The 22,748-nt window shown below is 37.3% G+C and carries 20 protein-coding genes, 9 tRNA genes and 1 pseudogene; 22 read left to right on the forward strand and 8 right to left on the reverse strand.

The genetic code is table 11. The features are described 5' to 3' along the window. Positions 1 to 18: 18 nt before the first annotated feature. Both A3GQ_RS25645 and A3GQ_RS23880 read right to left on the reverse strand, forming a co-directional pair. Positions 19 to 1,494, reverse strand: a complete 1,476-nt coding sequence (locus tag A3GQ_RS25645; RefSeq protein WP_051271441.1) for an alpha/beta hydrolase family protein — start codon at positions 1,492 to 1,494, stop codon at positions 19 to 21. Between the two features lie 352 nt (positions 1,495 to 1,846). Continuing rightward, positions 1,847 to 2,224 (reverse strand): annotated as a pseudogene (locus A3GQ_RS23880) (winged helix-turn-helix transcriptional regulator). A gap of 161 nt (positions 2,225 to 2,385) precedes the next feature. On the opposite strand from A3GQ_RS23880, the gene A3GQ_RS0108730 reads away from it, so the two are divergent. The 3 genes from A3GQ_RS0108730 (at position 2,386) to A3GQ_RS0108740 (ending at position 5,550) form a co-directional block, all read left to right on the forward strand. Further along, positions 2,386 to 3,060 carry a response regulator transcription factor gene (locus A3GQ_RS0108730; RefSeq protein WP_028776727.1) on the forward strand — a complete coding sequence of 225 codons (675 nt, stop codon included), beginning with the start codon at positions 2,386 to 2,388 and terminating at the stop codon, positions 3,058 to 3,060. Continuing rightward, entirely contained in the window at positions 3,057 to 4,397 is a 1,341-nt protein-coding gene (locus tag A3GQ_RS0108735) for a HAMP domain-containing sensor histidine kinase (RefSeq protein ID WP_028776728.1), read from the forward strand. Before A3GQ_RS0108730 ends, A3GQ_RS0108735 begins: the two co-directional genes overlap by 4 nt. A gap of 106 nt (positions 4,398 to 4,503) precedes the next feature. Continuing rightward, positions 4,504 to 5,550, forward strand: coding sequence for a hypothetical protein (locus tag A3GQ_RS0108740; RefSeq protein WP_156877622.1), 1,047 nt, complete (start codon positions 4,504 to 4,506; stop codon positions 5,548 to 5,550). 545 nt (positions 5,551 to 6,095) lie between these two features. On the opposite strand, the gene A3GQ_RS0108750 is transcribed toward A3GQ_RS0108740, so the two are convergent. The 5 genes from A3GQ_RS0108750 to A3GQ_RS26850 form a co-directional block, all read right to left on the reverse strand. Continuing rightward, positions 6,096 to 7,709, reverse strand: coding sequence for a DHA2 family efflux MFS transporter permease subunit (locus tag A3GQ_RS0108750; RefSeq protein WP_028776730.1), 1,614 nt, complete (start codon positions 7,707 to 7,709; stop codon positions 6,096 to 6,098). A 16-nt stretch (positions 7,710 to 7,725) separates the two neighbouring features. Continuing rightward, positions 7,726 to 8,358 carry an HlyD family secretion protein gene (locus A3GQ_RS0108755; protein ID WP_028776731.1) on the reverse strand — a complete coding sequence of 211 codons (633 nt, stop codon included), beginning with the start codon at positions 8,356 to 8,358 and terminating at the stop codon, positions 7,726 to 7,728. 13 nt (positions 8,359 to 8,371) lie between these two features. After that, positions 8,372 to 8,986 carry an HlyD family secretion protein gene (locus A3GQ_RS0108760; RefSeq protein WP_028776732.1) on the reverse strand — a complete coding sequence of 205 codons (615 nt, stop codon included), beginning with the start codon at positions 8,984 to 8,986 and terminating at the stop codon, positions 8,372 to 8,374. A gap of 5 nt (positions 8,987 to 8,991) precedes the next feature. Next, positions 8,992 to 9,423 (reverse strand): MarR family winged helix-turn-helix transcriptional regulator, encoded by a 432-nt coding sequence (locus A3GQ_RS23885; RefSeq protein ID WP_051271446.1) that lies wholly within the window; start codon positions 9,421 to 9,423, stop codon positions 8,992 to 8,994. Positions 9,424 to 9,702: 279 nt separating this feature from the next. Then, positions 9,703 to 9,876, reverse strand: a complete 174-nt coding sequence (locus A3GQ_RS26850) for a hypothetical protein (RefSeq protein WP_156877623.1) — start codon at positions 9,874 to 9,876, stop codon at positions 9,703 to 9,705. 429 nt (positions 9,877 to 10,305) lie between these two features. On the opposite strand from A3GQ_RS26850, the gene A3GQ_RS0108775 reads away from it, so the two are divergent. From A3GQ_RS0108775 to A3GQ_RS0108865, 19 genes are all read left to right on the forward strand, one after another. Then, positions 10,306 to 10,380, forward strand: a tRNA-Asn gene (locus tag A3GQ_RS0108775). 1 nt (position 10,381) lies between these two features. Further along, positions 10,382 to 10,457, forward strand: a tRNA-Thr gene (locus tag A3GQ_RS0108780). Between the two features lie 16 nt (positions 10,458 to 10,473). After that, positions 10,474 to 10,550: transfer RNA gene (locus A3GQ_RS0108785), tRNA-Glu, on the forward strand. An 11-nt stretch (positions 10,551 to 10,561) separates the two neighbouring features. Next, positions 10,562 to 10,637: transfer RNA gene (locus A3GQ_RS0108790), tRNA-Val, on the forward strand. A 6-nt stretch (positions 10,638 to 10,643) separates the two neighbouring features. Then, positions 10,644 to 10,728, forward strand: a tRNA-Tyr gene (locus tag A3GQ_RS0108795). A gap of 25 nt (positions 10,729 to 10,753) precedes the next feature. Then, positions 10,754 to 10,828: transfer RNA gene (locus A3GQ_RS0108800), tRNA-Gln, on the forward strand. Between the two features lie 16 nt (positions 10,829 to 10,844). Further along, positions 10,845 to 10,920, forward strand: a tRNA-Lys gene (locus A3GQ_RS0108805). 42 nt (positions 10,921 to 10,962) lie between these two features. Then, positions 10,963 to 11,037 (forward strand) — tRNA-Gly (locus A3GQ_RS0108810). A gap of 5 nt (positions 11,038 to 11,042) precedes the next feature. Next, a tRNA-Gly gene (locus A3GQ_RS0108815) sits at positions 11,043 to 11,116 on the forward strand. Between the two features lie 82 nt (positions 11,117 to 11,198). Continuing rightward, entirely contained in the window at positions 11,199 to 11,891 is a 693-nt protein-coding gene (locus A3GQ_RS0108820) for a response regulator transcription factor (protein ID WP_028776733.1), read from the forward strand. A gap of 75 nt (positions 11,892 to 11,966) precedes the next feature. Further along, positions 11,967 to 12,890, forward strand: coding sequence for an ATP-binding cassette domain-containing protein (locus tag A3GQ_RS0108825; protein WP_028776734.1), 924 nt, complete (start codon positions 11,967 to 11,969; stop codon positions 12,888 to 12,890). Continuing rightward, positions 12,883 to 13,632: an ABC transporter permease gene (locus A3GQ_RS0108830; protein WP_028776735.1), complete on the forward strand. Its 750-nt coding sequence runs from the start codon at positions 12,883 to 12,885 to the stop codon at positions 13,630 to 13,632. Before A3GQ_RS0108825 ends, A3GQ_RS0108830 begins: the two co-directional genes overlap by 8 nt. Before the next feature lie 11 nt (positions 13,633 to 13,643). Then, positions 13,644 to 14,549 (forward strand): sensor histidine kinase, encoded by a 906-nt coding sequence (locus tag A3GQ_RS0108835; RefSeq protein WP_342664991.1) that lies wholly within the window; start codon positions 13,644 to 13,646, stop codon positions 14,547 to 14,549. Positions 14,550 to 15,028: 479 nt separating this feature from the next. Then, complete coding sequence (gene rocF / locus A3GQ_RS0108840; RefSeq protein ID WP_028776737.1) at positions 15,029 to 15,931, forward strand: arginase; 903 nt, start codon at positions 15,029 to 15,031, stop codon at positions 15,929 to 15,931. 162 nt (positions 15,932 to 16,093) lie between these two features. Then, positions 16,094 to 16,897 carry a diadenylate cyclase CdaA gene (gene cdaA, locus A3GQ_RS0108845; RefSeq protein WP_028776738.1) on the forward strand — a complete coding sequence of 268 codons (804 nt, stop codon included), beginning with the start codon at positions 16,094 to 16,096 and terminating at the stop codon, positions 16,895 to 16,897. Beyond that, the gene (locus A3GQ_RS0108850; RefSeq protein WP_028776739.1) at positions 16,890 to 17,858 is read left to right on the forward strand and encodes a CdaR family protein; all 969 of its coding nucleotides are present in this window, start codon (positions 16,890 to 16,892) and stop codon (positions 17,856 to 17,858) included. Before cdaA ends, A3GQ_RS0108850 begins: the two co-directional genes overlap by 8 nt. 72 nt (positions 17,859 to 17,930) lie before the next feature. Next, a complete protein-coding gene (gene glmM / locus A3GQ_RS0108855) occupies positions 17,931 to 19,274 on the forward strand; it encodes a phosphoglucosamine mutase (RefSeq protein ID WP_028776740.1) in 1,344 nt (447 codons plus the stop codon). 371 nt (positions 19,275 to 19,645) lie between these two features. After that, positions 19,646 to 21,472 (forward strand): glutamine--fructose-6-phosphate transaminase (isomerizing), encoded by a 1,827-nt coding sequence (glmS, locus tag A3GQ_RS0108860; RefSeq protein WP_028776741.1) that lies wholly within the window; start codon positions 19,646 to 19,648, stop codon positions 21,470 to 21,472. A 309-nt stretch (positions 21,473 to 21,781) separates the two neighbouring features. After that, a complete protein-coding gene (locus A3GQ_RS0108865) occupies positions 21,782 to 22,297 on the forward strand; it encodes a DinB family protein (RefSeq protein ID WP_000915549.1) in 516 nt (171 codons plus the stop codon). Here the strand turns inward: A3GQ_RS0108865 and A3GQ_RS0108870 are convergent. After that, positions 22,294 to 22,743: a YaiI/YqxD family protein gene (locus A3GQ_RS0108870; RefSeq protein WP_028776742.1), complete on the reverse strand. Its 450-nt coding sequence runs from the start codon at positions 22,741 to 22,743 to the stop codon at positions 22,294 to 22,296. The two genes, A3GQ_RS0108865 and A3GQ_RS0108870, sit on opposite strands and share 4 nt — an antisense overlap. Between the last annotated feature and the right edge of the window lie 5 nt (positions 22,744 to 22,748).

Genomic DNA, 22,748 nt, shown 5'->3' on the forward strand with positions numbered 1-22,748 from the left:
TAAGAAGATTAAATGAATTTATAAGAATAAAATCTGCCAATAAATAGCCCAAGGGATAAATAGAATACCTCCAATAATCAACAACAAGACACGTTTTTGTTTTTTATGGGTCTGAAACCAAGAGAAAAGAAGAACGAAAAGAGAAATAATAGTCAACCAAGCAAATATAAAAATCACGATCCATATAAATGGCCATTGTCCAATTACAAATCCTACTTTCTTTCCACCACTCATCCAGATGTATAGCAAGTAACTCCAAAAACTTAGTACAGAGATTAGTCCAGATAAAGCGAATATTCGTTGTTTCCATCGAAATGGAGAGGAATATGATTTATTTTTTCGGAAGAAATTAATCGTTCCTAAAATAAAATATCCACCAAATAAAATTAGGAAGAGCAACAGAATCCCAAACTGTAGTACATAATGATCATACCAATGTAATTCTGTTGTTTCAGGAGAACTGATACTCATTTGCTTTGGGGTTTTCCCAATGACCTTAGCAATAGGTGGGTTGTCATTTAATACTTGTTGAAGCCAAGAAATCATCGCTTCTGCATTACCTGGGAATAGGGTAAATAGAGGTGTGAACCCATTATCTTTGCTATTCCAACCGGAGTGGTCAGCACCTTCTAAATATTGAATCGTATATTTATTATTCCCGCTACTTTCGAAAGTGTTTTTAAAAATATTTCCACTTTCAGCTGGAGGTACCTGACGATCTATACTTCCCCACATGGCTAAGATAGGTTGTTTCATTTTTTTGAGAGGAGGAATAGGATCATAGATTGCAGCATCCGGATGGAAAAAAGTTTTTGTTATGGAGAACAAAACTCCTGCCCCATTATTTATTATAGAATTAATTGCTGATTTCGAATGAAAGTCTTGATTATGGAAACGATTTTCTATATTCCATGTCTGTTGTTGAATTGGTGGAACACCTGGCGCACCAATGGTAATTACAAATGCAATTTTATCGGATTTGGATGCGGCTAAAGGTGCCACCCATCCCCCTTCACTGACACCCCAAGTGCCTACTTTTTTGGGATCCACATCTGATCTTTTTTGAAGTAGTGTGACAGCTTGAATTACGTCATCTGCCAATAAATCATAATTTCGATTTGCTTTATCGTAACCAATTGTTCTTTTGGTATAGATGAAAGTTACAATTCCAGCCTTAGCAAAGACCTCTGCTTCTCTTCTTATTTCACTTTGGTTTACTTCACCTGATCCATGAACCAATACAATCCCTGCTCTTTTTTGATTGGATTGGTTTGAATTATTGGGGATCAATATGGTGCCTGTTAACTTTTCTTTGTATTTATTTTTTCCACTGTCAAATGTGATCTTCTGTTCTGTGAAAGTATTTGAACTTGCATCTACTTGTGTAGAGAAATAACCTCCAATCAAAGTGATGATTAGCACATTCAATACAAGAAATAAAAACCAACTTCTTTTCGTAGATTTGAGTCTCGGCTCACAATTCTGATATAGCATATTTTTCTTCCTTATCTGTTTTTTTATTAAATATATCATATATTATTTTTTTCGAAACATACTATAATCTTAAATAAAGTAAGACTCAAGTCTTACTTTATTATTGGATTTCTTAATCCATAAAGAAATATTATGTGGAATTTTAATATTAGGTAAGAAAAAGGTTTATCACTACATTTTTAATACTCGAACAAATTTTGGTTGGCTAGACTTTAACCTGCTACGAACGTCGTTTAATAATTTTGTTTCATCTAAATTGCAGACGCTTTTTTGCTCATAAAAAAAACGACCTTGTTTGGGATCGTTTTAGAATTGCTACATATGTTTCTTTTTCATGCAGGATACTTCCCTATCAATCTTTTTTTACAGCTTCTAATTTCGCCTCTAAGATTCGATTTCGATGTAGCTCTCCCCAATTTTTCATCAAATTAATAATAGGTTTCAATGTCTTGCCAAACTCAGTTAAGGAGTATTCTACTTTTGGGGGGACTTGTTTGTATACTTCACGATGAACAATTCCATCTCGTTCCAACTCCCTTAACTGTAAGGTCAACATACGTTGAGTAATCGCAGGATAAAGTTTCCGAAATTCATTAAAGCGTTTTTTCCCCTCAATGAGATGATAAAGTAGTACCCCTTTTCAATTCTCGCCGATAATATCTAAAGTTGTTTCCACGGGACATCCTAAAAACAAAAGATCAAGTAAAAGAGTTCCTCGATTCCATGAAATAAAACAAAATCCACCTTATTGGTGGATTTTTTATATAGGTTAAGATCGGAATTGATAGGACAAGTTCCATTCAAGCTATCTACATACATGCAACGAGTTATATTTGAGATAAACTAAATCACATACAGATTAAAATCTTAAAAATGAAAACAGGGGAGAATATGAATAATAAGCTGCTTTATATGGAAGATGATTTAGAAATTGGATCTTGGTTAAGTGCCGATTTAAAACAAAGAGGTTTTAAAGTTATTTGGCTTACTTCTGGAGAAAATGTAGCTGAATATATGGAGGAAACCGATCTCGTCATTCTAGATATTATGTTACCAGGTTTAGATGGTTTTTCCATTGGTCAACGTTTAAAAATGGATTTTCCAAAAACACCAATACTATTGCTGTCAGCAAGAACATCTATAGAAGATAAACTACATGGGCTTCATTTTGCAGATGATTATATGACAAAACCCTTTCATCCAGATGAGCTAGTAGCAAGAGTAGAAGTGTTGTTGAGGAGATTTGATAAGATATCACAACACTTCATTCAACTCTCTCATCTTCATATTTACAAAAACCAAAAACGCATTGTCGATGTAAGATCAAATAGCGAAATACTGTTAACTGCAAAGCAATTTCATATTTTTGACTATTTTCTTTGCCATCCGAATCAAATATTAACAAAAGAACAAATTTATGAAGCAGTTTGGGGTGAATCATATATAGAAGGAGATAAAACGTTGATGGTACATATCCGTCATCTACGCGAGAAAATAGAACAGGATCCAAGTAATCCACAAATAATTGAAACCATTCGTGGTATTGGGTACAGGGTAAGACAATGAATTTGCGACAGTCTCTTTTAGTGAGATATTTACTAATCATTACTGCTGCATTAATCTTATGGCCGTTTGCTTTACCTCTCTATTATGTGCCAGAGTATTTTTTTGATAATGACTTTAAACGAAAAGTCATTTATATGGATACAAATAAAATAGAGAGAATGTGGTATCAACAGGCAGTTAGCTTCGATAAATTAGACGTGCAGCAAATTAACAAGAAAATTATTGCTTTACATAATAAATATCCTGAAGCGACTATGTTATGGGTTAGTGGAACAGGAAAGACAGAGCTAATCATTCCGAAGCATATTAATATCCCTACTCAATGGATTTATCACAGTACCATTGAATTCATGAAGCAAAATGCTAGCGGTGACCAATTTACAGTGATTGAATATATCGGTGGTGATCGAAATCAAGGTTTCATGATCTTTCAAGTGCCATTTGTGCTTACAAAGCCTGTAAACATGTCTGTTATCGATGATAAATTTTTGTTGATATATGATTTAGTTATATTTGCAAGTTTTCTTTTTATATCTTGGCTCTTTTTCACTAAAATACGTAAACGTCTTGTTAAACTTCAGACTGCAATGACCCAATCCGGTGAAAATGGAATTCCTGACCAATTGGAAGTACATGAACAAGATGAAATTGGGCAATTAGGACAAGCATTTAATCATATGATAGAGGATTTGAAAAGTAGTAAAGAGCGTGAGTTGAAAGAAGAATCCTTACGAAAGCAGCTGATAACGAATATATCTCACGATTTACGGACTCCACTTACTGTAATCCGGGGGCATTCGCATTCCTTAAAAAAAGAAACGCTGTCACCTAGAGGACAGGATTCGCTTTTGTTAATTGAAAATAAAGTCGATGTCTTAAGTCAGTTACTTGAAAATCTTTTATCTTACACACTCTTATCAGCTGGAAAATACCCTATGCACAAGGAAAAGACGGATATGCTTCGGGCAGTTCGTAGTTCAGTAGCAAGTTGGTATCCAGTATTTGAAAAAGAAGGTTTTGAAGTTCAGTTACAGCAAAAAATATGGATATGGGATATTGATCCGAAATGGTTTAATCGCATCATGGATAACTTGTTTCAGAACATTCTAAGACATGCAAAAGCAGGACAGTATGTAGGAGTACAACTAATAGAAAGAGATCATAAGGTTCTCCTTGTGATCGAAGATAGAGGACCTGGTATGAATGTCAGTTCCTACGAAAAAGGTGCAGGAATTGGTCTATCTATTATTTCCATAATGTTAAAGGAAATGAACTTTGATTGGGAGATCACCAGTTCTTTAAATGGTACGAAAATTTCACTATTCGAAAAAAATTAAACGAAAATTAAACGAGACCCCACCTTGTTATTAACCTTCGTTGGTTAGTATAAAGGTGGTTTATATTTTGGTAAATACTAACTATTTTCATAAGGGGTGTTCTGATTTGTTCCAATCAAAGACAAAACAAAACGGCTTTATTAGTCGTTGGCCAAATTGGATTGGGTATGTTGCAGTAGGATGGTCACTGTTATATGGATTCATGCACGTTTACTGGTTGTTGGGTGGAAAAGGATATCCATTTAAGCAAGGAGATATGGGTTTATTTGGAGCAATGATTACCCATTTTCCCTCTAAAGTAGGAGGGGCTTTTATCACGATACTTTGCTTTTTAGGTATTTTTGTTGGTTTTATCATGCAGAAGAAAAAAAGAGAATTTGTTTCTAGTGGGCTATTACTCTTCTATGCATGGGGAGTATCTTTCGTATTTATCTTTCTTACCTCGGATATAAGTTTGATTATGGTTATGGCTTACGCATTTTTATTTGAATTTACATTTGATTGGGGAATGATTAATCAGCTCATTTGTATCATTGGTGCACTTTTTTGGATTTTAGCCGCTATTTCATTCCAGCGGAGATCTCGTAATGCTTGTGAATTTTGCGGACGAAATAAAGAAGATCTAGAACCGTTTGTTTTGGTTCGTTGGGGGAGATGGCTAACGATTGTTGCAGCGCTTGCACCTGTGCCGTATGCGATAACACGTTTTGCATGGGCGCTTCATATTCCTTTGGGTGTTAGTCGAAAGGCTCTTCAAGAACTTTCAAATATAAACCCTATGGCAAATCTTACCGAATGGGTATTTGGATTTCTCTGCATTGGAGGTGGCATTTTAACACTCGGTCTCATTCAAAGATGGGGTGAAATTTTTCCAGTTTGGTTTCCATTCATAGGTGGAAAACGAGTGCCCATCATGCTTGCAGTAGTACCTGCATTAATTGTAGCTATTGCGGTTACGATAGCTGGATTTGTTTTTACATTCGGTTTTTTGGCTATAACGCTACATCTTGCACCTATCAATAATATAGTTCTTGGACAAATTTATGGGGCGGTTGGTCCAATGATTTTTTGGGTGCCATGGGGCTTGACTCTGGGGCTTTCTGCCATTGCTTATTATTATCGGCGACGTGGTGGATGCACGTATTGTGGGTAAGGTAGAGTTGGATCGATTTTGCAATCTAGTTGCTAAATTAGCTGGTCTTGCAGTTTTGGTATAACTTCACGTCCTAGAACCATCCAATGGACACAAAGCCTTGGACAAATTTTACGATTGATCATTATCATAATTTTTGCTAGTTAACTAAAAAAAGAGGTTTGGTTCATCGGGGCAGATTATATTTTCTGTTTAAATTGATACAATGCAACATGGACCTATCCGGCTGAAGCTATTCTTCCACAAGGTAAGATTTGTTCTGCCGATAAGAATACTTGAAAGGGATGCCTTGATATGGATTCACTATTCATCAAAAGCGTAACATTTAGCGGGGAGCCATATTTACTCGTTCTATTTTTCAAACGGAAGATAATATTGCAATATATATTGAACATATAGCTGATATTATGGATAGTGATCGATAAATCTACGTTCTGCCCATGGGATATTGGAAATGGGAAGTACGATTGGAAAAATCGTTTTGGTGGATTTTTCATTGTAGCAAAAAAAGCTGCTGATCAAGGTCAGCAGCTTTTTTGTGATAATTAAGTTGTAACAGGTTCTAGCTTTTGTTTCTCTTCCTTTGGTTTCTCCAATTTAGGAACAGAAGTTACGACAGGTTTTCCCTTTTTACGAACATCTTTTAAGAAGAAACTAAGTAGGAACGCCACAAAAGTAATACCTGTTGTCCAATAAAATGCATCTTGAATCCCTGCCATAGAACTTTGTAAGCCGATTTGGCCAGCTAACATATTGGTAAGAGCAGCTTTTGCCTGTTCCAAAGGAATCCCCAATTGAGCAGACATTTGAATCGCTTGATCCATGAAAGATTGTTGAAATTGTGGATCCATTGTATTTGTAGAATTTCGGAAAAGCTCCAAGTGAAAAGTAGTGCGACTGGTAAAGACAGTTGTGATAAAACTGATTCCAACGGACCCAGCAATTTGTCTAGATGTATTGGATAATGCGGTACCATGTGCATTTTTTTCTCGCGGAAGTTCATTGATACCTGCTGTTGTGATAGGCATCATAATGAGTCCCATTCCTATAGAACGAATCATATAGAGTACCATGATAAAGTTGTAGCTTGATGTCACGGTTAAATTGGTAAACTCATATGTGGTGATTAGCGTGATGAGCATTCCGATAATAGCAAGTGGTCTAGGTCCCACTTTATCGAATAAAATCCCAGAGATAGGAGATAAAATACCCATCAAAATAGCCCCAGGTAACATAAGTAACCCTGATTCTAATGGTGAAAATCCGCGTAAATTTTGTAGATAGATTGGGACGAGAAACATACCGCCAAACATTCCGATGGTGGTAATCATATTGATCACACTCGATAAAGTGAAAACAGGATACTTTAATATCCGGAAATCCAACATAGGTCGTTTGGAGTTTAGTTGTTGGAATACAAATAAAATGATACAGATTAGCCCTACTATCAGGGTAATGTCGACGATAATATCATCCCAACCTTTACTGCCTGCTTCACTAAGACCATACAAGAGTGCACCAAATCCGATCGTGGAGAGGAAAGTTCCCAAGTAGTCGAGTTTTAAATCTTTGTTTGTTCCCCCTAGATCTTTTAAGAGGAAGATAGAGATAATCAATACGAGCAAACCAAGTGGTGCGATCCCATCAAACAGTAGTCTCCAACTATAATGCTCCAAAACCCATCCAGAAAGTGTAGGCCCAATTGCAGGAGCAAACATAATACCCAGTCCAAAGATGCCCATCCCTTTTCCACGCATTTCTGGTGGGAAAATGGACAAGATGATGGTCATACTGAGTGGCATAAGTAGTCCAGCCCCAACAGCTTGTAACAGTCTTCCGATGAGAAGCATGGAGAAAGTTGGAGCGAGTCCACAAACAATGGATCCTCCAGTAAAAAAGACCATGGCTGCAATAAATAGATTGCGAATGCCAAAACGTTCAATAAGAAAAGCAGATAATGGAATCAAGATCCCATTTACAAGCATGTATCCGGTCAACAACCATTCTGCATCTGTTGCTGTAATGTTAAATTCGGTAATCAAATGTGGTATTGCTACATTTAATAACGTTTGATTTAAGACAGATATAAACATTCCCAGCATGATAACAGCAAGCAAAGGAATTTGTGAACGAATCGAATGCTCTGATCGATCTGTCATATTTGTTCACATCCTTTTAGCGGTGTATGTTTACTGTTGCGTTCATACCTGGTACTACTTGATCGGAATAATTTTCAAGTTCAATTTTTACAGGGATGTATTCTACTTCTTTGGTATAGTCTCCACTTGCGTTTTGTGCGGGAAGGAGCGAAAACTCGGAGTTGGTAGCTTTGCCAATTTCTTTTACTTTCCCGTCAATTGTTGCGCCTTCATCTACATCTACTACTACATCGACATCTTGACCAACACTTACATTCTTGATCTCTGTTTCTTCTATATTTGCGATAATATACAATTTGTTTAAATCTACTACTTGTGCAAGCGTTTGACCTGGTGCAACCGTCAATCCCTTCGTGCCTTTGCTAAGCACAATAGATCCAGCAATAGGAGAAGTGATGGATGTAGAACTTGTACCTGTGATTTTACCGATTTCTTGATTTTCTGTTACTTGTTGACCAACGGTTGCAGTCCAATCGGTTATTTTTCCGGCACTTACAACTGTTATTGGCATCATATCACCAGAAACTTTGGCATTTTCCGTCGTGATAAATTCGGTAGAATTTCGATAGTAGTTAATTCCTACGATACCAATCGCTACTACAATCAAAAATACGATGGTATTAATCGCAATAAGTCTTCCTGTTTTCATCTTTCTAATCACCCTATTTTTCAATTTTAACTTCTGCATGTACACCAAGTGTCAATCGGTTGATTGGGAGGTCACTTACTGTTATTTTCACAGGTATACGTTGAATTTCTTTTTCCGCGTTGTTATTTGTAAGGGATGGGTTGGTTTGAAAAGAATTGCCTGTGCCCAAACCAATTTCTTTTACCGTTCCTTCATAAGATTCATCAGAAAGCGATTCTATATTGACTTTGACCTTTTTGCCTGTTTTAACGTTTCGGATTTGATCCTCGTCTATATAGGCTAGTACATATGTTTTATTTAAATCTGCCATCTGCGCCAGTGTCTGCCCTTGTAATACATTTTGCTTTGCATATACGCTCGTTTTGACAACTGTTGCATCTACTTCTGATGTTAGGGATGAATTGGTGATTTTCCCCACAATACCTCCAACTTTAATTAGGTCCCCTTCTTTGATCTTCCAATCGGTTAGAACCCCTGATTGTGTGGCAGAAAGTGAATACATATCTGCTTGAAGAGAGGCATTATCAGTAGAAATATATGCTTGTTGATCCGTAATATAGGGGTAACCAAAAGCGGCAATAGCCAAAAGCGCCATAATCATTACTATTGAAATGAACCATTGTTTCATTTGGTTTATCCTTCCTCTAAAATCCGTACAAGCTTTTTAAGGTTAACGGATAACTGAGAAAACTCTTCATCCGATAGTTTTTCTAAATAAGTCCTGTAATACTGAGCTTGTGTGTAAGGAAAATTTGCAAATAATTGTTTGCTTTTATCACTTAATGCAATCCATACTACCCGTCGATCGTCTTTATCTCTTTCGCGTGTCACCATTTCCGCTTTCACTAATCGATCAATCAATCCACTCATGGAACTAGGTTTCGAATCCAATTCCTTACTGATTTCGACCAAAGATAAGGAACCTTTTTGATTGAGTACCCTTAAAACCTGACCTTGGGGTATGGTCAAGTTATACTTTTTGAAATGTTCATGCAGGATATGGAAGGATCGTTTCACACATAATCTCATGGCACTAACAAATTCTAGTACTTCATCATCCGTCACTCGAATATCACCTCTTACGAATATTTCACTATGATAACATTTCGTATTATATTATTTCGTATCCGAAATATCAACATAGGAAAATATTTTATCAAAATGTTATTCGTAAAATTTGAAAGCTATTTGGGGACGAGATTTAAAAATATATTCATTTCCATTACGTTTCCCACATATTTTCTATCTAACAAAAGGGAAAATTACCCAATAACTTGTGGGAATGACGAAGTAGTGGGAAAAAAAATAAAACCAGTGTATGTAACACTGGTTTTATGCCATCAATCATTTTTGTTGTTGGAGATCATCGATGTTGTTATATCCATCTTTAATGATGTTGTCTTTTTCTATTTTTGATTCATGAGTAGCGTCCATAAATTTGTCAAAACGGCGACCATTCGCATAGATCATAATCGAAGTCTTACGACTGGACAAGCTTGAGAAGACGTCGTAGAGCATGGGGTGTCCACTTGGCAAACTATTATTTTTCGACTTCTTTTTTAGCGATTTTTCTAACTATTTCACTGCTCATGTAGAAAGATAATTGAAATTCAATTTGAAAGGATACTCAAAAAAATCCCATAGATTCATGGTCCTTCCCTGCCTGTAGATGTGAAGATTTCTTACCATTAGTAAACAAAGTTTCTTAACCTCCGCTCAAAGGAACACGGAACTGTAAAAGTGCGTGATGTTCAGGAGTTTTGCAGATATCCATCTTTAATAATTTTTTATAAAAAATATATTGCAATCAAATGATATATATGCTATATTAATTCTTGTCGCCAAAAGACAATACAAGTCAAAAGATAGTGAAAAAATAAATGTTAAATAGCTTGACAATACATATATTTTCTTGCTAAAATACACCTTGTCGAAATGAAAGATTATTCCCAAATAGCTCAACGGCAGAGCAACCGGCTGTTAACCGGTAGGTTGCAGGTTCGAATCCTGCTTTGGGAGCCATGCTCTCTTAGCTCAGTCGGCAGAGCGCTTCCATGGTAAGGAAGAGGTCACCAGTTCGAGCCTGGTAGAGAGCTCCACAAACTTTTTTAGTTCGGCCCGTTGGTGAAGCGGTTCAACACACCAGCCTTTCACGCTGGCATGCAGGGGTTCGAATCCCCTACGGGTCACCATAGTTTCATATGGGCGCTTAGCTCAGCTGGGAGAGCACATGCCTTACAAGCATGGGGTCGGCGGTTCGATCCCGTCAGCGCCCACCATTTTACGGAGGGATACCAAAGTGGCCAACTGGGGCGGACTGTAAATCCGCTGTCTTCGACTTCGTAGGTTCGAATCCTACTCCCTCCACCACTTTTTAACAAAATATTTTCTCCTTTGGGGAGTAGCCAAGTGGTAAGGCATCGGTTTTTGGTATCGTGTACCGAAGGTTCGAATCCTTCCTCCCCAGCCATTTCATAACATCTTGAGAGCCATTAGCTCAGTTGGTAGAGCATCTGACTTTTAATCAGAGGGTCGAAGGTTCGAGTCCTTCATGGCTCACCATTTTTATTCTTCGATCATATAATATAATGAACATATCATTGTGCGGAAGTGGCTCAGTGGTAGAGCATCGCCTTGCCAAGGCGAGGGTCGCGGGTTCGAATCCCGTCTTCCGCTCCATATATGCGGGTGTAGTTCAATGGTAGAACATCGGCCTTCCAAGCCGAATGTGAGGGTTCGATTCCCTTCACCCGCTCCAAACAAAAGATACCTAGAAATAGGTATCTTTTTTGTGTTAAATGTGAGATGAAAAGAGTAAATCGAAAAAGGTGTAGATAAATGTGAACGCTAAAATAAAGATACTGGTTGTTGAGGATGACAATGATATCAATCAATTATTATGCAATATAATAAAAAATAGTGGTTATTTTCCTCAAGCTGCTTTTTCTGGAACGGAGGCGCTGATCTATCTAGAGAAGCAAGAGTGGGATTTGGTCCTGCTTGATTTGATGCTCCCTGGGATGACAGGTGAAGAGATTCTAACTAAGATAAGTGAACATAGCCGCATTCCAGTCATGATTATTTCAGCGAAGATAGGTTTACAGACGAAAATTGATGCTCTACGAACAGGGGCAGATGATTTTATAACTAAACCTTTTGATGTGGAAGAAGTGTCTGCTAGAATAGATTCCGTTTTACGTAGATATAGATCTACGAATCAACCTTCTTATACAAAAGAATTGAGATATAAAGATATTAGTTTGGAATTAGATTCTAAAACAGTGTATGTAAATGGGATCGAATGTATTTTTACAGCAAGGGAATATGCTATTTTAGTTGTTTTACTATCTTCTCCTAAGAAAGTGTTCACAAAAGCTAATCTATTTGAAAGTGTATGGATGGAAGATTTTCATGGAGATGACAATATAATTAATGTTCATATGAGCAATATTAGAAGAAAACTTTCCATAGCAAGTCCAAATAAGGAGTACATAGAGACGGTTTGGGGAATTGGGTATCGATTGAAAAATTAATGTTCTCTTAAGATATATCTTTAGATTTTCTTATGTTTTCCTTTCTATACTAAACAAGTGAGGGAGGTAAATGTTATGGGAGATTATATTTTAAGAACAACAAATTTATCGAAGCAGTATAAAGATCAATGGGCGTTAGATGACGTTAATATTTCGATAAAAAAAGGATCCATATACGGCTTTATTGGTCAGAATGGTGCAGGGAAATCAACTTTGATCAAACTGATAACAGGTCTTGCTTATCCGACAAGGGGAGAGCTGGAATTGTTTGGTCATAGTTCTGCAAAAGAACTTGTGCAGGCAAGAAAACGGATTGGAACGATTATAGAGAGCCCTGCTCTTTATCCTCATATGAATGCGATAGAAAATTTAGAAGTGCATAGACTTTTGAAAGGAATCCCAGGGAAGAAATGCGTCAAAAAGACTCTTTCTCTCGTTGGGCTTCAGGATGCAGGAAACAAGAAGGCGAAAAATTTTTCCTTAGGGATGAAGCAGCGGCTTGGTCTTGGTATTGCGTTATTGGGTGATCCTGAATTTTTGATTTTAGATGAGCCGATCAATGGATTAGACCCAATGGGTGTAGTAGAAATTAGAGAATTATTGAAAAGGCTGGCCTTTGAACACGGGATCACAATTTTGATATCCAGTCATATTTTAAGTGAACTTCATTTGTTAGCTACTCATTACGGCATTATTCATAAAGGGAAATTATTAGAGCAATTATCAGCTGTAGAACTGAATGAAAAATGCCAACAATATATTCATATGAAAGTGGACGACCCGAACAAGGCTGCAACTATTTTAGAAACTAGGCTGAAGACTTCTCATTACGAAGTGTTACCAGATGGAACAATTAAGTTGTTTGGTTATCTTGATAATCCTGGTAAAGTTTCGGCAATTCTTTTTCATGAAGGGTTGATCGTCGAGCAATTTATGCCAATGAGGGAAGACTTAGAAGCTTATTTTACCAATCGAATAGGGGGTGGCTATCATGAGTAATTTAGTCAAATCTGAGTTGTTTAAGTTAAGAAAAGATAGATCCTTTTGGACATTGGTATTGATAATTATGGCATTAGCTGTTTCTTATCCTCCCTTTGTGTATTTTGTATTAGGGATTAAATCTACTTCGATGAAAGAAATATTATCAGCAATAGCCCTGGAAGGCGTAAATACTTATATTGTAAAGTTTGTGCCTTGTATTCTTGCCGGTTTTTTTATTTCTAGTGAATATTCCATTGGAACGATGAAAAGCATAGCTGCTTCAGGTAACAGCAGAATTCGTATTTATTTTTCTAAGTTACTTGTTTTTTCGTTAGGTGCTGCTGTGATTGCTTTAATATTTCCTCTTATCATGCCATCTGTTGGTCTTCTATTTTTTGGCTTTTATGATATGCCTAGATCTGACTATATTATTCAAACTGTGGGTCTCACTATTCTTTATGCATGTGCGTTTGCATCCGTTATGGCTTTATTTGCCATTTTGTTCACAGACAGTGGTAAAACGATTGGTTTTCTAATCATCTCTGTTTCTCTTTTTGATACCATCATGTATACGTTTGCTCAAAAGTTCAAGATAGTAGATATAATCTACAATTACTCTGTATCTAAATTATTTTTAGATATAACCAAATTCAATTTGGGAAATGAAGAGTTATTTAAACTAATGATCATACCAATCTTGACGTTTCTCTTGGTTGGGTGGATAGGGAGTTTCATTTTTCAGAAGAAGGAAATTATGTAAGAAGGAAGCGAGTGAGGGTCTTGATTTATATCACTTTTATTTCAATAGTAGTAGGTGTATTTTATCTCACTCGCTTTTATTTGTTAAAGAAAGAAATAAAGAATGTAACAAAACAATTAAATGAGTTAAGTGGTAAAAAAACCAAAAAGAAAATTGATCTGGCTCATTTTGATAAAGACTTAGAAAAACTTGCAAGTGGAATAAACGATCAAATTGACCTTACACTACAGGCGTATGTAGAAAAACAGCGAAAAGAAAACGAATTAAAACAAGCAATTGCAAATATCTCTCATGACATACGTACCCCTATGACTTCTATTTTGGGGTATATTCAATTTCTTGAAATAAATGAATTGCCTCCAGAGAAAAGAGCTGAATACATTACTACTATTAAAAATGGAGCCAACAGATTGAAGGTTTTATTAGAAGATTTTTTTGAATTATCCCTCATACAGTCAGTAGATTATCCATTAAAGTTGGAGAAGATTGAACTGAACCAGTTACTTTTAGAAGTTTTGATAGGTTTTTATGAACCATTTCTTCAACAAAATATGGAACCTAATATTCATATACCAAAAGAAGAAATAAGTATTGTTGGGGACTCATCTGCAGTAAAACGAGTGATCGAGAACTTAGTTCTTAATGCTATGAAACATTCCGATGGGAATATCAACATTCAACTAGTTAAAAAACAATCCTCTGTACAATTGACAATCAGCAATGATGTGAGTGGATTAAATGAAAATGATATTATTTTTCTATTTGATCGATTTTATAAAGCGGACAAAACAAGATCAGAAAAAGGTACTGGATTGGGATTGTCTATTGCTAAAAGCCTTATGTTGAAAATGCAAGGCAGCCTTACAGCAGAATTAAAAGATAATGAATTATTCTTCGTTTGTGAATGGGAAACATAGTTAGGTCCATTTTTTTAAATGTAACAATGATTGGCTAGAACTGCTTTCTCTTGGTTTCTGGAACTTTTAATAAATCTCTTGCTGCCTGTAAATGATGCCATAATGGTTCTGGAAGATCTGGGAATTGATATTTTTAAAGATAAAGAGCCGATGAAATAAATAGGTTGTTTTTGTATGTAGCTGTGCTTACTGTGAAAAATGTTCTGGAAATCAGGACATTTTTTGTCATTATATTCACGAACAATATTACTGCGATGAAGGTATGAAACCTAACATCATGAAGAAAAATAACACGTATCTCTAAAATTTTATTCTATTTCGTTGTTCTTGCTGTGACTCAACTGGATCGAATGGGTTTTATTTCCGTAAAGAGGGAACTAGTAAATATACATTTTATAGAATAAATATTAAAATTTTACAAATAATATTAAAAGATGATACAATGCGCTTATGATATCAAGAAAGAAGGTTTAGACGTTATGAGCAAACAACCAGTAAGCGTAATAGGAATGCCCATGGATCTAGGTCAAGGTCGTCGTGGCGTGGATATGGGGCCCAGCGCGATACGTTACGCTAAATTGCAGGCAACATTAAAAGCTCTAGGATATGAAGTAGAGGATCTAGGGGACATTCAAGTTCCAAGTCCAGAATCAATAGATATTGGAGATAATCATTTAAAATTTTTATCACCTATTTGTGATGTTAATGAAGCGTTGGCAAATGCTGTTTCAGCTGTAATCGAAAGAAAGCGCTTCCCTCTCGTCCTTGGCGGGGATCATAGTATGGCAATTGGTACCATTGCAGGGGTAGCAAAGCATTACAACAATCTAGGTCTAATTTGGTATGATGCTCATGGCGATTTAAATACAGGTGATACTTCTCCTTCAGGAAATATTCATGGAATGTCATTAGCAGCTAGTCTTGGTATTGGCCATCCTGCTTTGGTTAACGTAGGTGGATATGCACCAAAAGTAAAACCCGAAAACGTAGTGATGGTTGGTATTCGTGAATTGGATAAAGGGGAACAAGAAATTGCCCGGGAAATAGGGTTAAAAGTGTTTACCATGCATGAAATTGATCGCCTTGGAATGGCTAGAGTAATGGAAGAAGCGTTAGCTATTGTAGGTAAAAACACAGATGGGGTGCATTTAAGTCTCGATTTAGATGGCTTAGATCCAAAAGATGCTCCTGGTGTGGGTACACCAGTACCTGGTGGGATTACGTATCGTGAGAGTCATCTTGCCTTGGAAATGATGTCAGAGTCGAACTTGATCACATCTGCTGAGTTTGTGGAAGTGAATCCAATCCTGGATCGCGAGAATACAACAGCAAAAGTTGCAGTTGCTCTCATTAGTTCGTTGTTTGGAAAGAAAATATTGTAATTCAAGCTGTGAATAGACATCCATCAATCCTCCGTTGTTTCGGAGGTTTTTCTTTTCGATAGTATCATCTTAAAATTACAGAAAAAACAGATGAGATTAACCAAACTGTTTTTAAAAAAATAGTGCATACTAAGGGTACAGTATTTTCTATGGAGGCCGCTCATGTTATCCGCTGAAGTAAAAGACTACCTTAGTGATTTGGTCGACATTTTAATTGTTAGTTTTATTTTTTATCAGTTATTGGTTTTGCTTAGAGGAACACGAGCTGTTCAATTAGTAAAAGGAATCAGTGTAGTTGTCATTCTCTGGATCATCAGTCGGTATTTTGAGCTCCGTACCGTAACGTGGTTGATTGAGAATCTTTTTTCCGTTGGTGTAATTGCACTGATTATTATTTTTCAACCAGAAGTTCGTCGTGCATTAGAAAAAATAGGCAGAGGTGGATTCTTCAATCGCCATCGAGTTATTCGGGAAGAGGAAGTAAACAAACTAGTTGGAGAGCTATCCAAAGCTGTTCAGTCCCTTACATCGAATAAGATAGGGGCCTTGATGGTTTTAGAACAAAAGACGGGACTGTATGATTACATACGTACGGGAGTATCACTGAACGCAGAAGTTAGTTCTGAACTGATTCGGACCATATTTGCAACCAATACTCCTCTTCATGATGGTGCAATTATCATACAAGAGTCTCGAGTTGCCGCAGCAGGGTGTTTCTTACCCTTAAGTGAGAGTACAAAGGTTTCCAAGTCTTTGGGCACACGTCATCGTGCTGGACTAGGTATGTCGGAGATGTCTGATGCTATTGTCATTATTGTTTCGGAAGAAACCAGTTCCATTTCCCTTGCACAAAATGGTGTTTTAAATGGAAATCTTTCTAATGAAGAGTTTGTGTCTCATCTTTATCAACTTTTAAAGCAAAAACAAACAAAGTTGAAAGAAGAGAGGGGCTCAGGAAATGGATAATTGGTTTTCAAAGGATTGGGTATTACGTGGTATTTCGATCTTACTTGCTGCAATTCTCTGGTTTATGGTTTCTGAACCGACTCTTCCTTTTTCTGTGAACCGTGCGTCGACTACTGTCAAAGGGATTGAAGTAGAGTATCACTATGATACACATAAGTATCAACTCATGAGTGAAAAGCATAAAGTAGATCTTATGTTTACTGGAGATAAGAATACAGTTAATCGGTTACCAGCTTACCGTGTTTATGTAGATTTAAACAAAGTGCCAGCAGGGAAATACACAGCATTACCGATCATCGTAGAAGGATTACCAACTAACGTGCAAGTAAGCGTAACACCAGCAACAATACCAGTAGAGATCGCAGAAAAAGTAACCAAAACATTACCAATAACACTCATAACGAGGGGGGCTGTAGCATATGGATATAAGCTGTTACCCTTTACATACGGTCCGGCTACTGTTCGTGTATCTGGGATCAAACAAGAGGTAGAAAAAGTATCTAGTATTACCGGGCTCGTAAATGTAAACAAATTAAAGCAAACCGTGAAGCGTGAGATTTCATTATCCGTACACAGTAAAACAGCACACAAACCTAAAGTATCCATAACTCCTAATGAGACTCAAGTAACCATTCCCGTTGAGAAAAAAGAGATACCTACATTGCCTGAAGAACCGGATCAACTTGCATATCGAGATCTTCCATTGAAAATTACAATCAGTAAGCCGCCACCGGATGGATACAAAGTACAATCCATCACGACGAATCCACCAATGATAAGAGTGTATGGATCAATCGAAAAACTAAGAAATTTACAATCATATCCAGGAGGGGCAATTGATTTATCGCAAGTAACATCAGATACAACCTTTACACAACAGGTAAAAGTTGTTACGCCTGCCGAAAAAGTGGCACCCACCAAGGTAGAGATTTATGTTAAAATGATTCGGACGCCTACTTAAAGGTATAGAAGCCTGAACAAGGAAGAGCATAATATGATCGGTTACTTTTCGTTTGGATGATGGAGGAATGACATGGGCAAATTTTTTGGAACCGACGGTGTTCGGGGAGTAGCTAACATAGAATTAACACCAGAACTCGTTTTTCGTTTAGGACGTTTTGGAGCTTATGTTCTAACCAAACAAAAGCAAAATGCCAAAATGGTTATTGGAAGAGATACTCGTCTATCGGGGGAAATGTTAGAGTCTGCTTTAATTGCTGGTATCACTTCTGTAGGTGTTGATGTAGTTCGCTTAGGAGTAATTAGTACGCCAGGAGTTGCATTCCTAACAAGGCAATTGGAAGCGGATGCAGGGGTGATGATTTCAGCATCTCACAATCCTTTTCCAGACAATGGAATTAAATTTTTCAATGCTGATGGTCAGAAGTTAGCAGATCATATAGAAGACCAAATTGAGAATTTGTTATCACAAACAGAAGATACTTTGCCAAGGCCAATATCTGATCAAATCGGACGTGTAGTTGATGATTCAAAGGCATTTGTACACTATCTAAAGCATCTAAAATCGACTATAGATATCGATTTATGTGGAATTCATGTTGTAGTTGATGGTGCAAATGGTGCGGCATATCAGATTGCCCCACAACTATTGCGTGAGCTTGGAGCAGATGTTACAACGATTCACAGTACTCCAGATGGGAAAAATATTAATGTGAATTGTGGTTCTACTCATCCCGAATCACTTCAGAATGAAGTAAAAGCGAAAGGTGCTCATATTGGTCTAGCCTTTGATGGAGATGCAGACCGCTTGATTGCTGTTGATGAAAATGGTGAGATACTGGATGGAGATAAGATTCTTTTTATTTGTGGACAATATCTCAAAGATCATGGTCAATTAAAACAAGATACAATTGTTACAACTGTTATGAGTAATATAGGCTTTTTTAAGGCTGCTGAAAAAGCGGGCTTACTAACGGAAAAAACCAAAGTTGGGGATCGTTATGTGTTAGAACGTATGCTATCTGGGGGTTATAACCTCGGTGGTGAACAATCGGGTCATATTATTTTCCTTAACTACAATACGACTGGTGATGGACTTCTTTCTGCGATCCAACTGCTTCGTGTAATGAAGGAAACTGGTGAAAGGCTCTCTGATTTAAATGCGCGTGTTCAGACCTATCCGCAGTTGTTACAAAATGTGGTAGTGAAGAGCAAAGAGGGTTGGGAGAAGAACGAAGCAATAACAAGTGTCATTCAAGAAGTAGAAGGTTATTTAAAAGATAATGGTCGTGTTTTGGTTCGTCCATCTGGAACAGAACCATTGATTCGAGTGATGGCAGAAGGACCAGATCAAAATGAACTAACAGAATATGTACAGAAGATTGTTCATGTGATCCAACAAGAAATCGGGAAGTAAAAATATGCCAGGTTCTTATAGGGACTTGGCTTTTTCTTTCTTTACTCTTTACATTTCATTGCAATTTGAATAGGATAAGGAAGTGGATTCGAAATATTTTCTTCAACTTACTGATAAGGGGGGATGCGAGGGATTAGAACGAACTACAAGGATATACTGTTGTAAAGCGCCAGGACTGCGAGTAGCGCAGTTGACGAGGTGGAGGTTTATCGATTTGTATCGGCGGATGCCTCCCGGTGTTTCGTCTACACCGAGGACTTTCTGTACAATTCAATTAGGTGACTAGTTGAGCAAAAACAGAGAGCAGACGAGTAATAAAAAGTATCGGACCTTGAAAATTTGATAATCAAAATGATGGAGGTTTTGCTTTTATGTGTGGAATTGTTGGTTATATCGGTTTGAAACAAGCTCAAAATGTATTATTGGAAGGTCTAGAGAAACTTGAATATCGTGGCTATGATTCTGCTGGAGTAGCGATCTACAATGGAACGGCAATCGACGTGGAAAAGACAAAAGGTCGATTGGCTGATTTGGCAGGTCATCTTGATGAAAAAGCGCTGGTTGGTCAACTTGGTATTGGTCATACAAGATGGGCAACACATGGCAAACCTTCTGATGAAAATTCACATCCCCATGTAGATGGAGAAGAGCAATTTGCTGTTGTGCATAATGGTATCATTGAAAACTACATCGAACTGAAAGAGGAGCTCATCGCCAAAGGGCATACGTTCACCTCCCAAACCGATACAGAAGTAATCGCTAAATTACTAGCTGACCTGCATGATGGCAATCTTATTTCTACTGTGAAAAAAGTAGTATCTAGACTGAGAGGTGCATATGCACTTGGAATTATCAGCAATTATGAGCCAGACAAATTAGTTGCAGTTCGTTTAGCCAGCCCACTTGTTGTAGGTATTGGAAATGGCGAAAACTTTATTGCTTCTGACATCCCAGCTATTCTGAAACATACTCGAGATGTGTACATCTTAGAAGATGGTGAAATGGCTGTATTGGATGAAAAAGGTGTAGAGTTGATGACATTAGAAGGAACCCCAGTAAAGCGCGATGTACTTCGGGTAACTTGGGATATGGAAACAGCAGAAAAAGGCGGCTATGATCATTTTATGCTTAAAGAGATCTACGAACAGCCAAAAGCGATTCGTGATACTCTAGCGGGACGGATAAAAAATGATCGAGTGGATTTATCTCAAGAAATAGCACTTACATCAGAACAAGCAAAGCAAATCCGCAAAATTCACTTTGTTGCTTGTGGTACTGCTTATCATGCAGGAATGATTGGGAAAACAGTATTAGAGCAGCTAACACGCATCCCTGTTGAAATTGATGTTGCTTCTGAATATCGTTATCGAAATCCAATTATCGACGAGCATACTTTGGTCGTTGTTGTAAGTCAATCTGGTGAAACAGCAGACACTTTGGCAGCATTAAGAGAAGCAAAAAAACATGGTGCTCGTGTAGTAGCGATTACCAATGTAGTAGGTAGCAGTGTTTCACGTGAAGCAGATGATGTCATTGTTACATGGGCAGGACCGGAAATTGCAGTAGCATCAACAAAAGCATATACCTCTCAGCTGATTGCTATTTATTTGTTGGGAATGTATATGGCGCAATTACTAGAGGCAGGTGTAGTTTCTTCCTTTGGTGGACTCCTAGAAGAATTGCAATCTCTTCCTGAAAAAACGGAGCAAATATTAACCGGAGCAGATAAGATCGCTACATTTGCAAAATCGATCGTAAACCATGAGCATCTGTTTTTCCTCGGAAGAGGTATGGATTATGCAGTTGCGTTAGAAGGATCACTTAAATTAAAAGAGATTTCCTACATCCATTCAGAAGCTTATGCAGCAGGTGAACTAAAACATGGTACATTAGCTTTGATCGAAGAAGGAATTCCTGTTATTTCTCTTGCTACCCAACATGCAGTTTTTGAAAAAATGGTCAGCAATATTCAAGAAGTAAAAGCTCGTGGTGCTCATGTACTCGGTTTGGCTTCAGAAGGTGATACCGAATTGGTCAAATCAGTAGACGAAGTAATGTATATTCCAACTATTGATGATCTCTTTGCACCAGTGCTTGCCGTAGTGCCATTACAGTTACTTGCTTACTATGCTTGTGTGGAACGTGGATATGATGTAGATAAACCACGTAACCTTGCTAAAAGTGTAACGGTGGAATAAGTTTTAATAGGAACAACCAGTGAACGTTTTAGTGTTGCTTTTAAATAAAGTCACGGTGTTTTAAAAAATACGCGATGTTTTGCCCCTTTGGATCTGTTTATCTAAAGGGGTGTTTTTATAGTGAAAAGTGAAAAGAAGATCTGAACTGAAAAGCGGATTAAGGAATTGTTGAGGGCAATAAAGTTACTCAACTAAAGGGCCCGTTTGTGGAGGATTTTAACAGGCTTTTATAGAGTTATTATTTAAAAAAAGATTTTGAAGTCTTTTGGTGAAAATTAAATAAATCTATAAAAGATGGAGGTTGTTGTGATGTTGAAACTGTTTCAATATAACTGGCAAGTTCGTGATGATTGGTTTACATTGTGCGAAGACATACCGGATGAAGAACTATTAAAGAAACGGGTCGGTGGGTTCGGCAGTATCCTACATACCCTATTTCACATTGTAGATGTGGAATATATGTGGATCTTAGGTTTGCGAGGTGAACCAGTGCCTGAGGAGCCATTGTTTGAGGATTATGCTAGCTTACAAAAAGTGAAAAATCTTTCAGCTCAATACCATGAGAAAGTGAAACCATTTGTGACTTCTTGGACAAATGAAATGGATTCTCGGAAACTTTCAGAAACTGATTTCAATGAAGAACCGATTAGCTCTAGAGACGCACCAATCAGGCGCCGAGTCATTGAATGTACACACGGAGAGATCATACGTCATGTCATTGTCCACGAAATCCACCATATTGGCCAGTTATCTATATGGGCACGTGAAATAGGAAAGGAGCCAGTTTCCGCAAATCTGAGAGGAAGAGGGCTATTCGATAATTAGACTGCCTTTAGTGAAATCGCTCTTTTAAAAAGCTCCCTAAATTTCTCCCTATCTTCTGATGTAAATGGTTTTGGTCCCTTTGTACGCTTTCCACTTTTTCGAGCCATTGCACTCAAATAACGAGTTTGTAATAATTGGTCAATGTTTTCATTTGTATAGCTATACCCATTATGGTGAAGAACCGTACACCCTTTTGCTAAACCTAGCGAAGCAAGACCATAATCTTGCGTAACGATTATGTCCCCTTTTTCTGCTAACTTCATAATCCGATAATCCGCAGCATCTGCTCCAGAATCAACATAAATCGTTTCCACTCCTGATGGTTGTTCCGCATTAGAAAAATGAGAAAAGCTAGTAACAAGGATAACAGGAATTTCTGCATTCGTACCTTCAGAGATAATAATATCTTTTACCGGACAAGCATCTGCATCAACATAAATTTTCATCTTTA

It is taken from the genome of Shimazuella kribbensis DSM 45090 (genome assembly GCF_000428065.1).
GTDB lineage: Bacteria > Bacillota > Bacilli > Thermoactinomycetales > Thermoactinomycetaceae > Shimazuella > Shimazuella kribbensis.

Excerpts from the sequence above, each read along its gene's own strand:
- A3GQ_RS25645 (WP_051271441.1), bottom strand. The coding sequence starts at position 1,494 with ATGCTATATCAGAATTGTGAGCCGAGACTCAAATCTACGAAAAGAAGT.
- A3GQ_RS0108730 (WP_028776727.1), top strand. The coding sequence starts at position 2,386 with ATGAATAATAAGCTGCTTTATATGGAAGATGATTTAGAAATTGGATCT.
- A3GQ_RS0108735 (WP_028776728.1), top strand. The coding sequence starts at position 3,057 with ATGAATTTGCGACAGTCTCTTTTAGTGAGATATTTACTAATCATTACT.
- A3GQ_RS0108750 (WP_028776730.1), bottom strand. The coding sequence starts at position 7,709 with ATGACAGATCGATCAGAGCATTCGATTCGTTCACAAATTCCTTTGCTT.
- A3GQ_RS0108755 (WP_028776731.1), bottom strand. The coding sequence starts at position 8,358 with ATGAAAACAGGAAGACTTATTGCGATTAATACCATCGTATTTTTGATT.
- A3GQ_RS0108760 (WP_028776732.1), bottom strand. The coding sequence starts at position 8,986 with ATGAAACAATGGTTCATTTCAATAGTAATGATTATGGCGCTTTTGGCT.
- A3GQ_RS26850 (WP_156877623.1), bottom strand. The coding sequence starts at position 9,876 with ATGCTCTACGACGTCTTCTCAAGCTTGTCCAGTCGTAAGACTTCGATT.
- A3GQ_RS0108825 (WP_028776734.1), top strand. The coding sequence starts at position 11,967 with ATGGGAGATTATATTTTAAGAACAACAAATTTATCGAAGCAGTATAAA.
- A3GQ_RS0108830 (WP_028776735.1), top strand. The coding sequence starts at position 12,883 with ATGAGTAATTTAGTCAAATCTGAGTTGTTTAAGTTAAGAAAAGATAGA.
- rocF (WP_028776737.1), top strand. The coding sequence starts at position 15,029 with ATGAGCAAACAACCAGTAAGCGTAATAGGAATGCCCATGGATCTAGGT.
- cdaA (WP_028776738.1), top strand. The coding sequence starts at position 16,094 with ATGTTATCCGCTGAAGTAAAAGACTACCTTAGTGATTTGGTCGACATT.
- A3GQ_RS0108850 (WP_028776739.1), top strand. The coding sequence starts at position 16,890 with ATGGATAATTGGTTTTCAAAGGATTGGGTATTACGTGGTATTTCGATC.
- glmM (WP_028776740.1), top strand. The coding sequence starts at position 17,931 with ATGGGCAAATTTTTTGGAACCGACGGTGTTCGGGGAGTAGCTAACATA.
- glmS (WP_028776741.1), top strand. The coding sequence starts at position 19,646 with ATGTGTGGAATTGTTGGTTATATCGGTTTGAAACAAGCTCAAAATGTA.
- A3GQ_RS0108865 (WP_000915549.1), top strand. The coding sequence starts at position 21,782 with ATGTTGAAACTGTTTCAATATAACTGGCAAGTTCGTGATGATTGGTTT.
- A3GQ_RS0108870 (WP_028776742.1), bottom strand. The coding sequence starts at position 22,743 with ATGAAAATTTATGTTGATGCAGATGCTTGTCCGGTAAAAGATATTATT.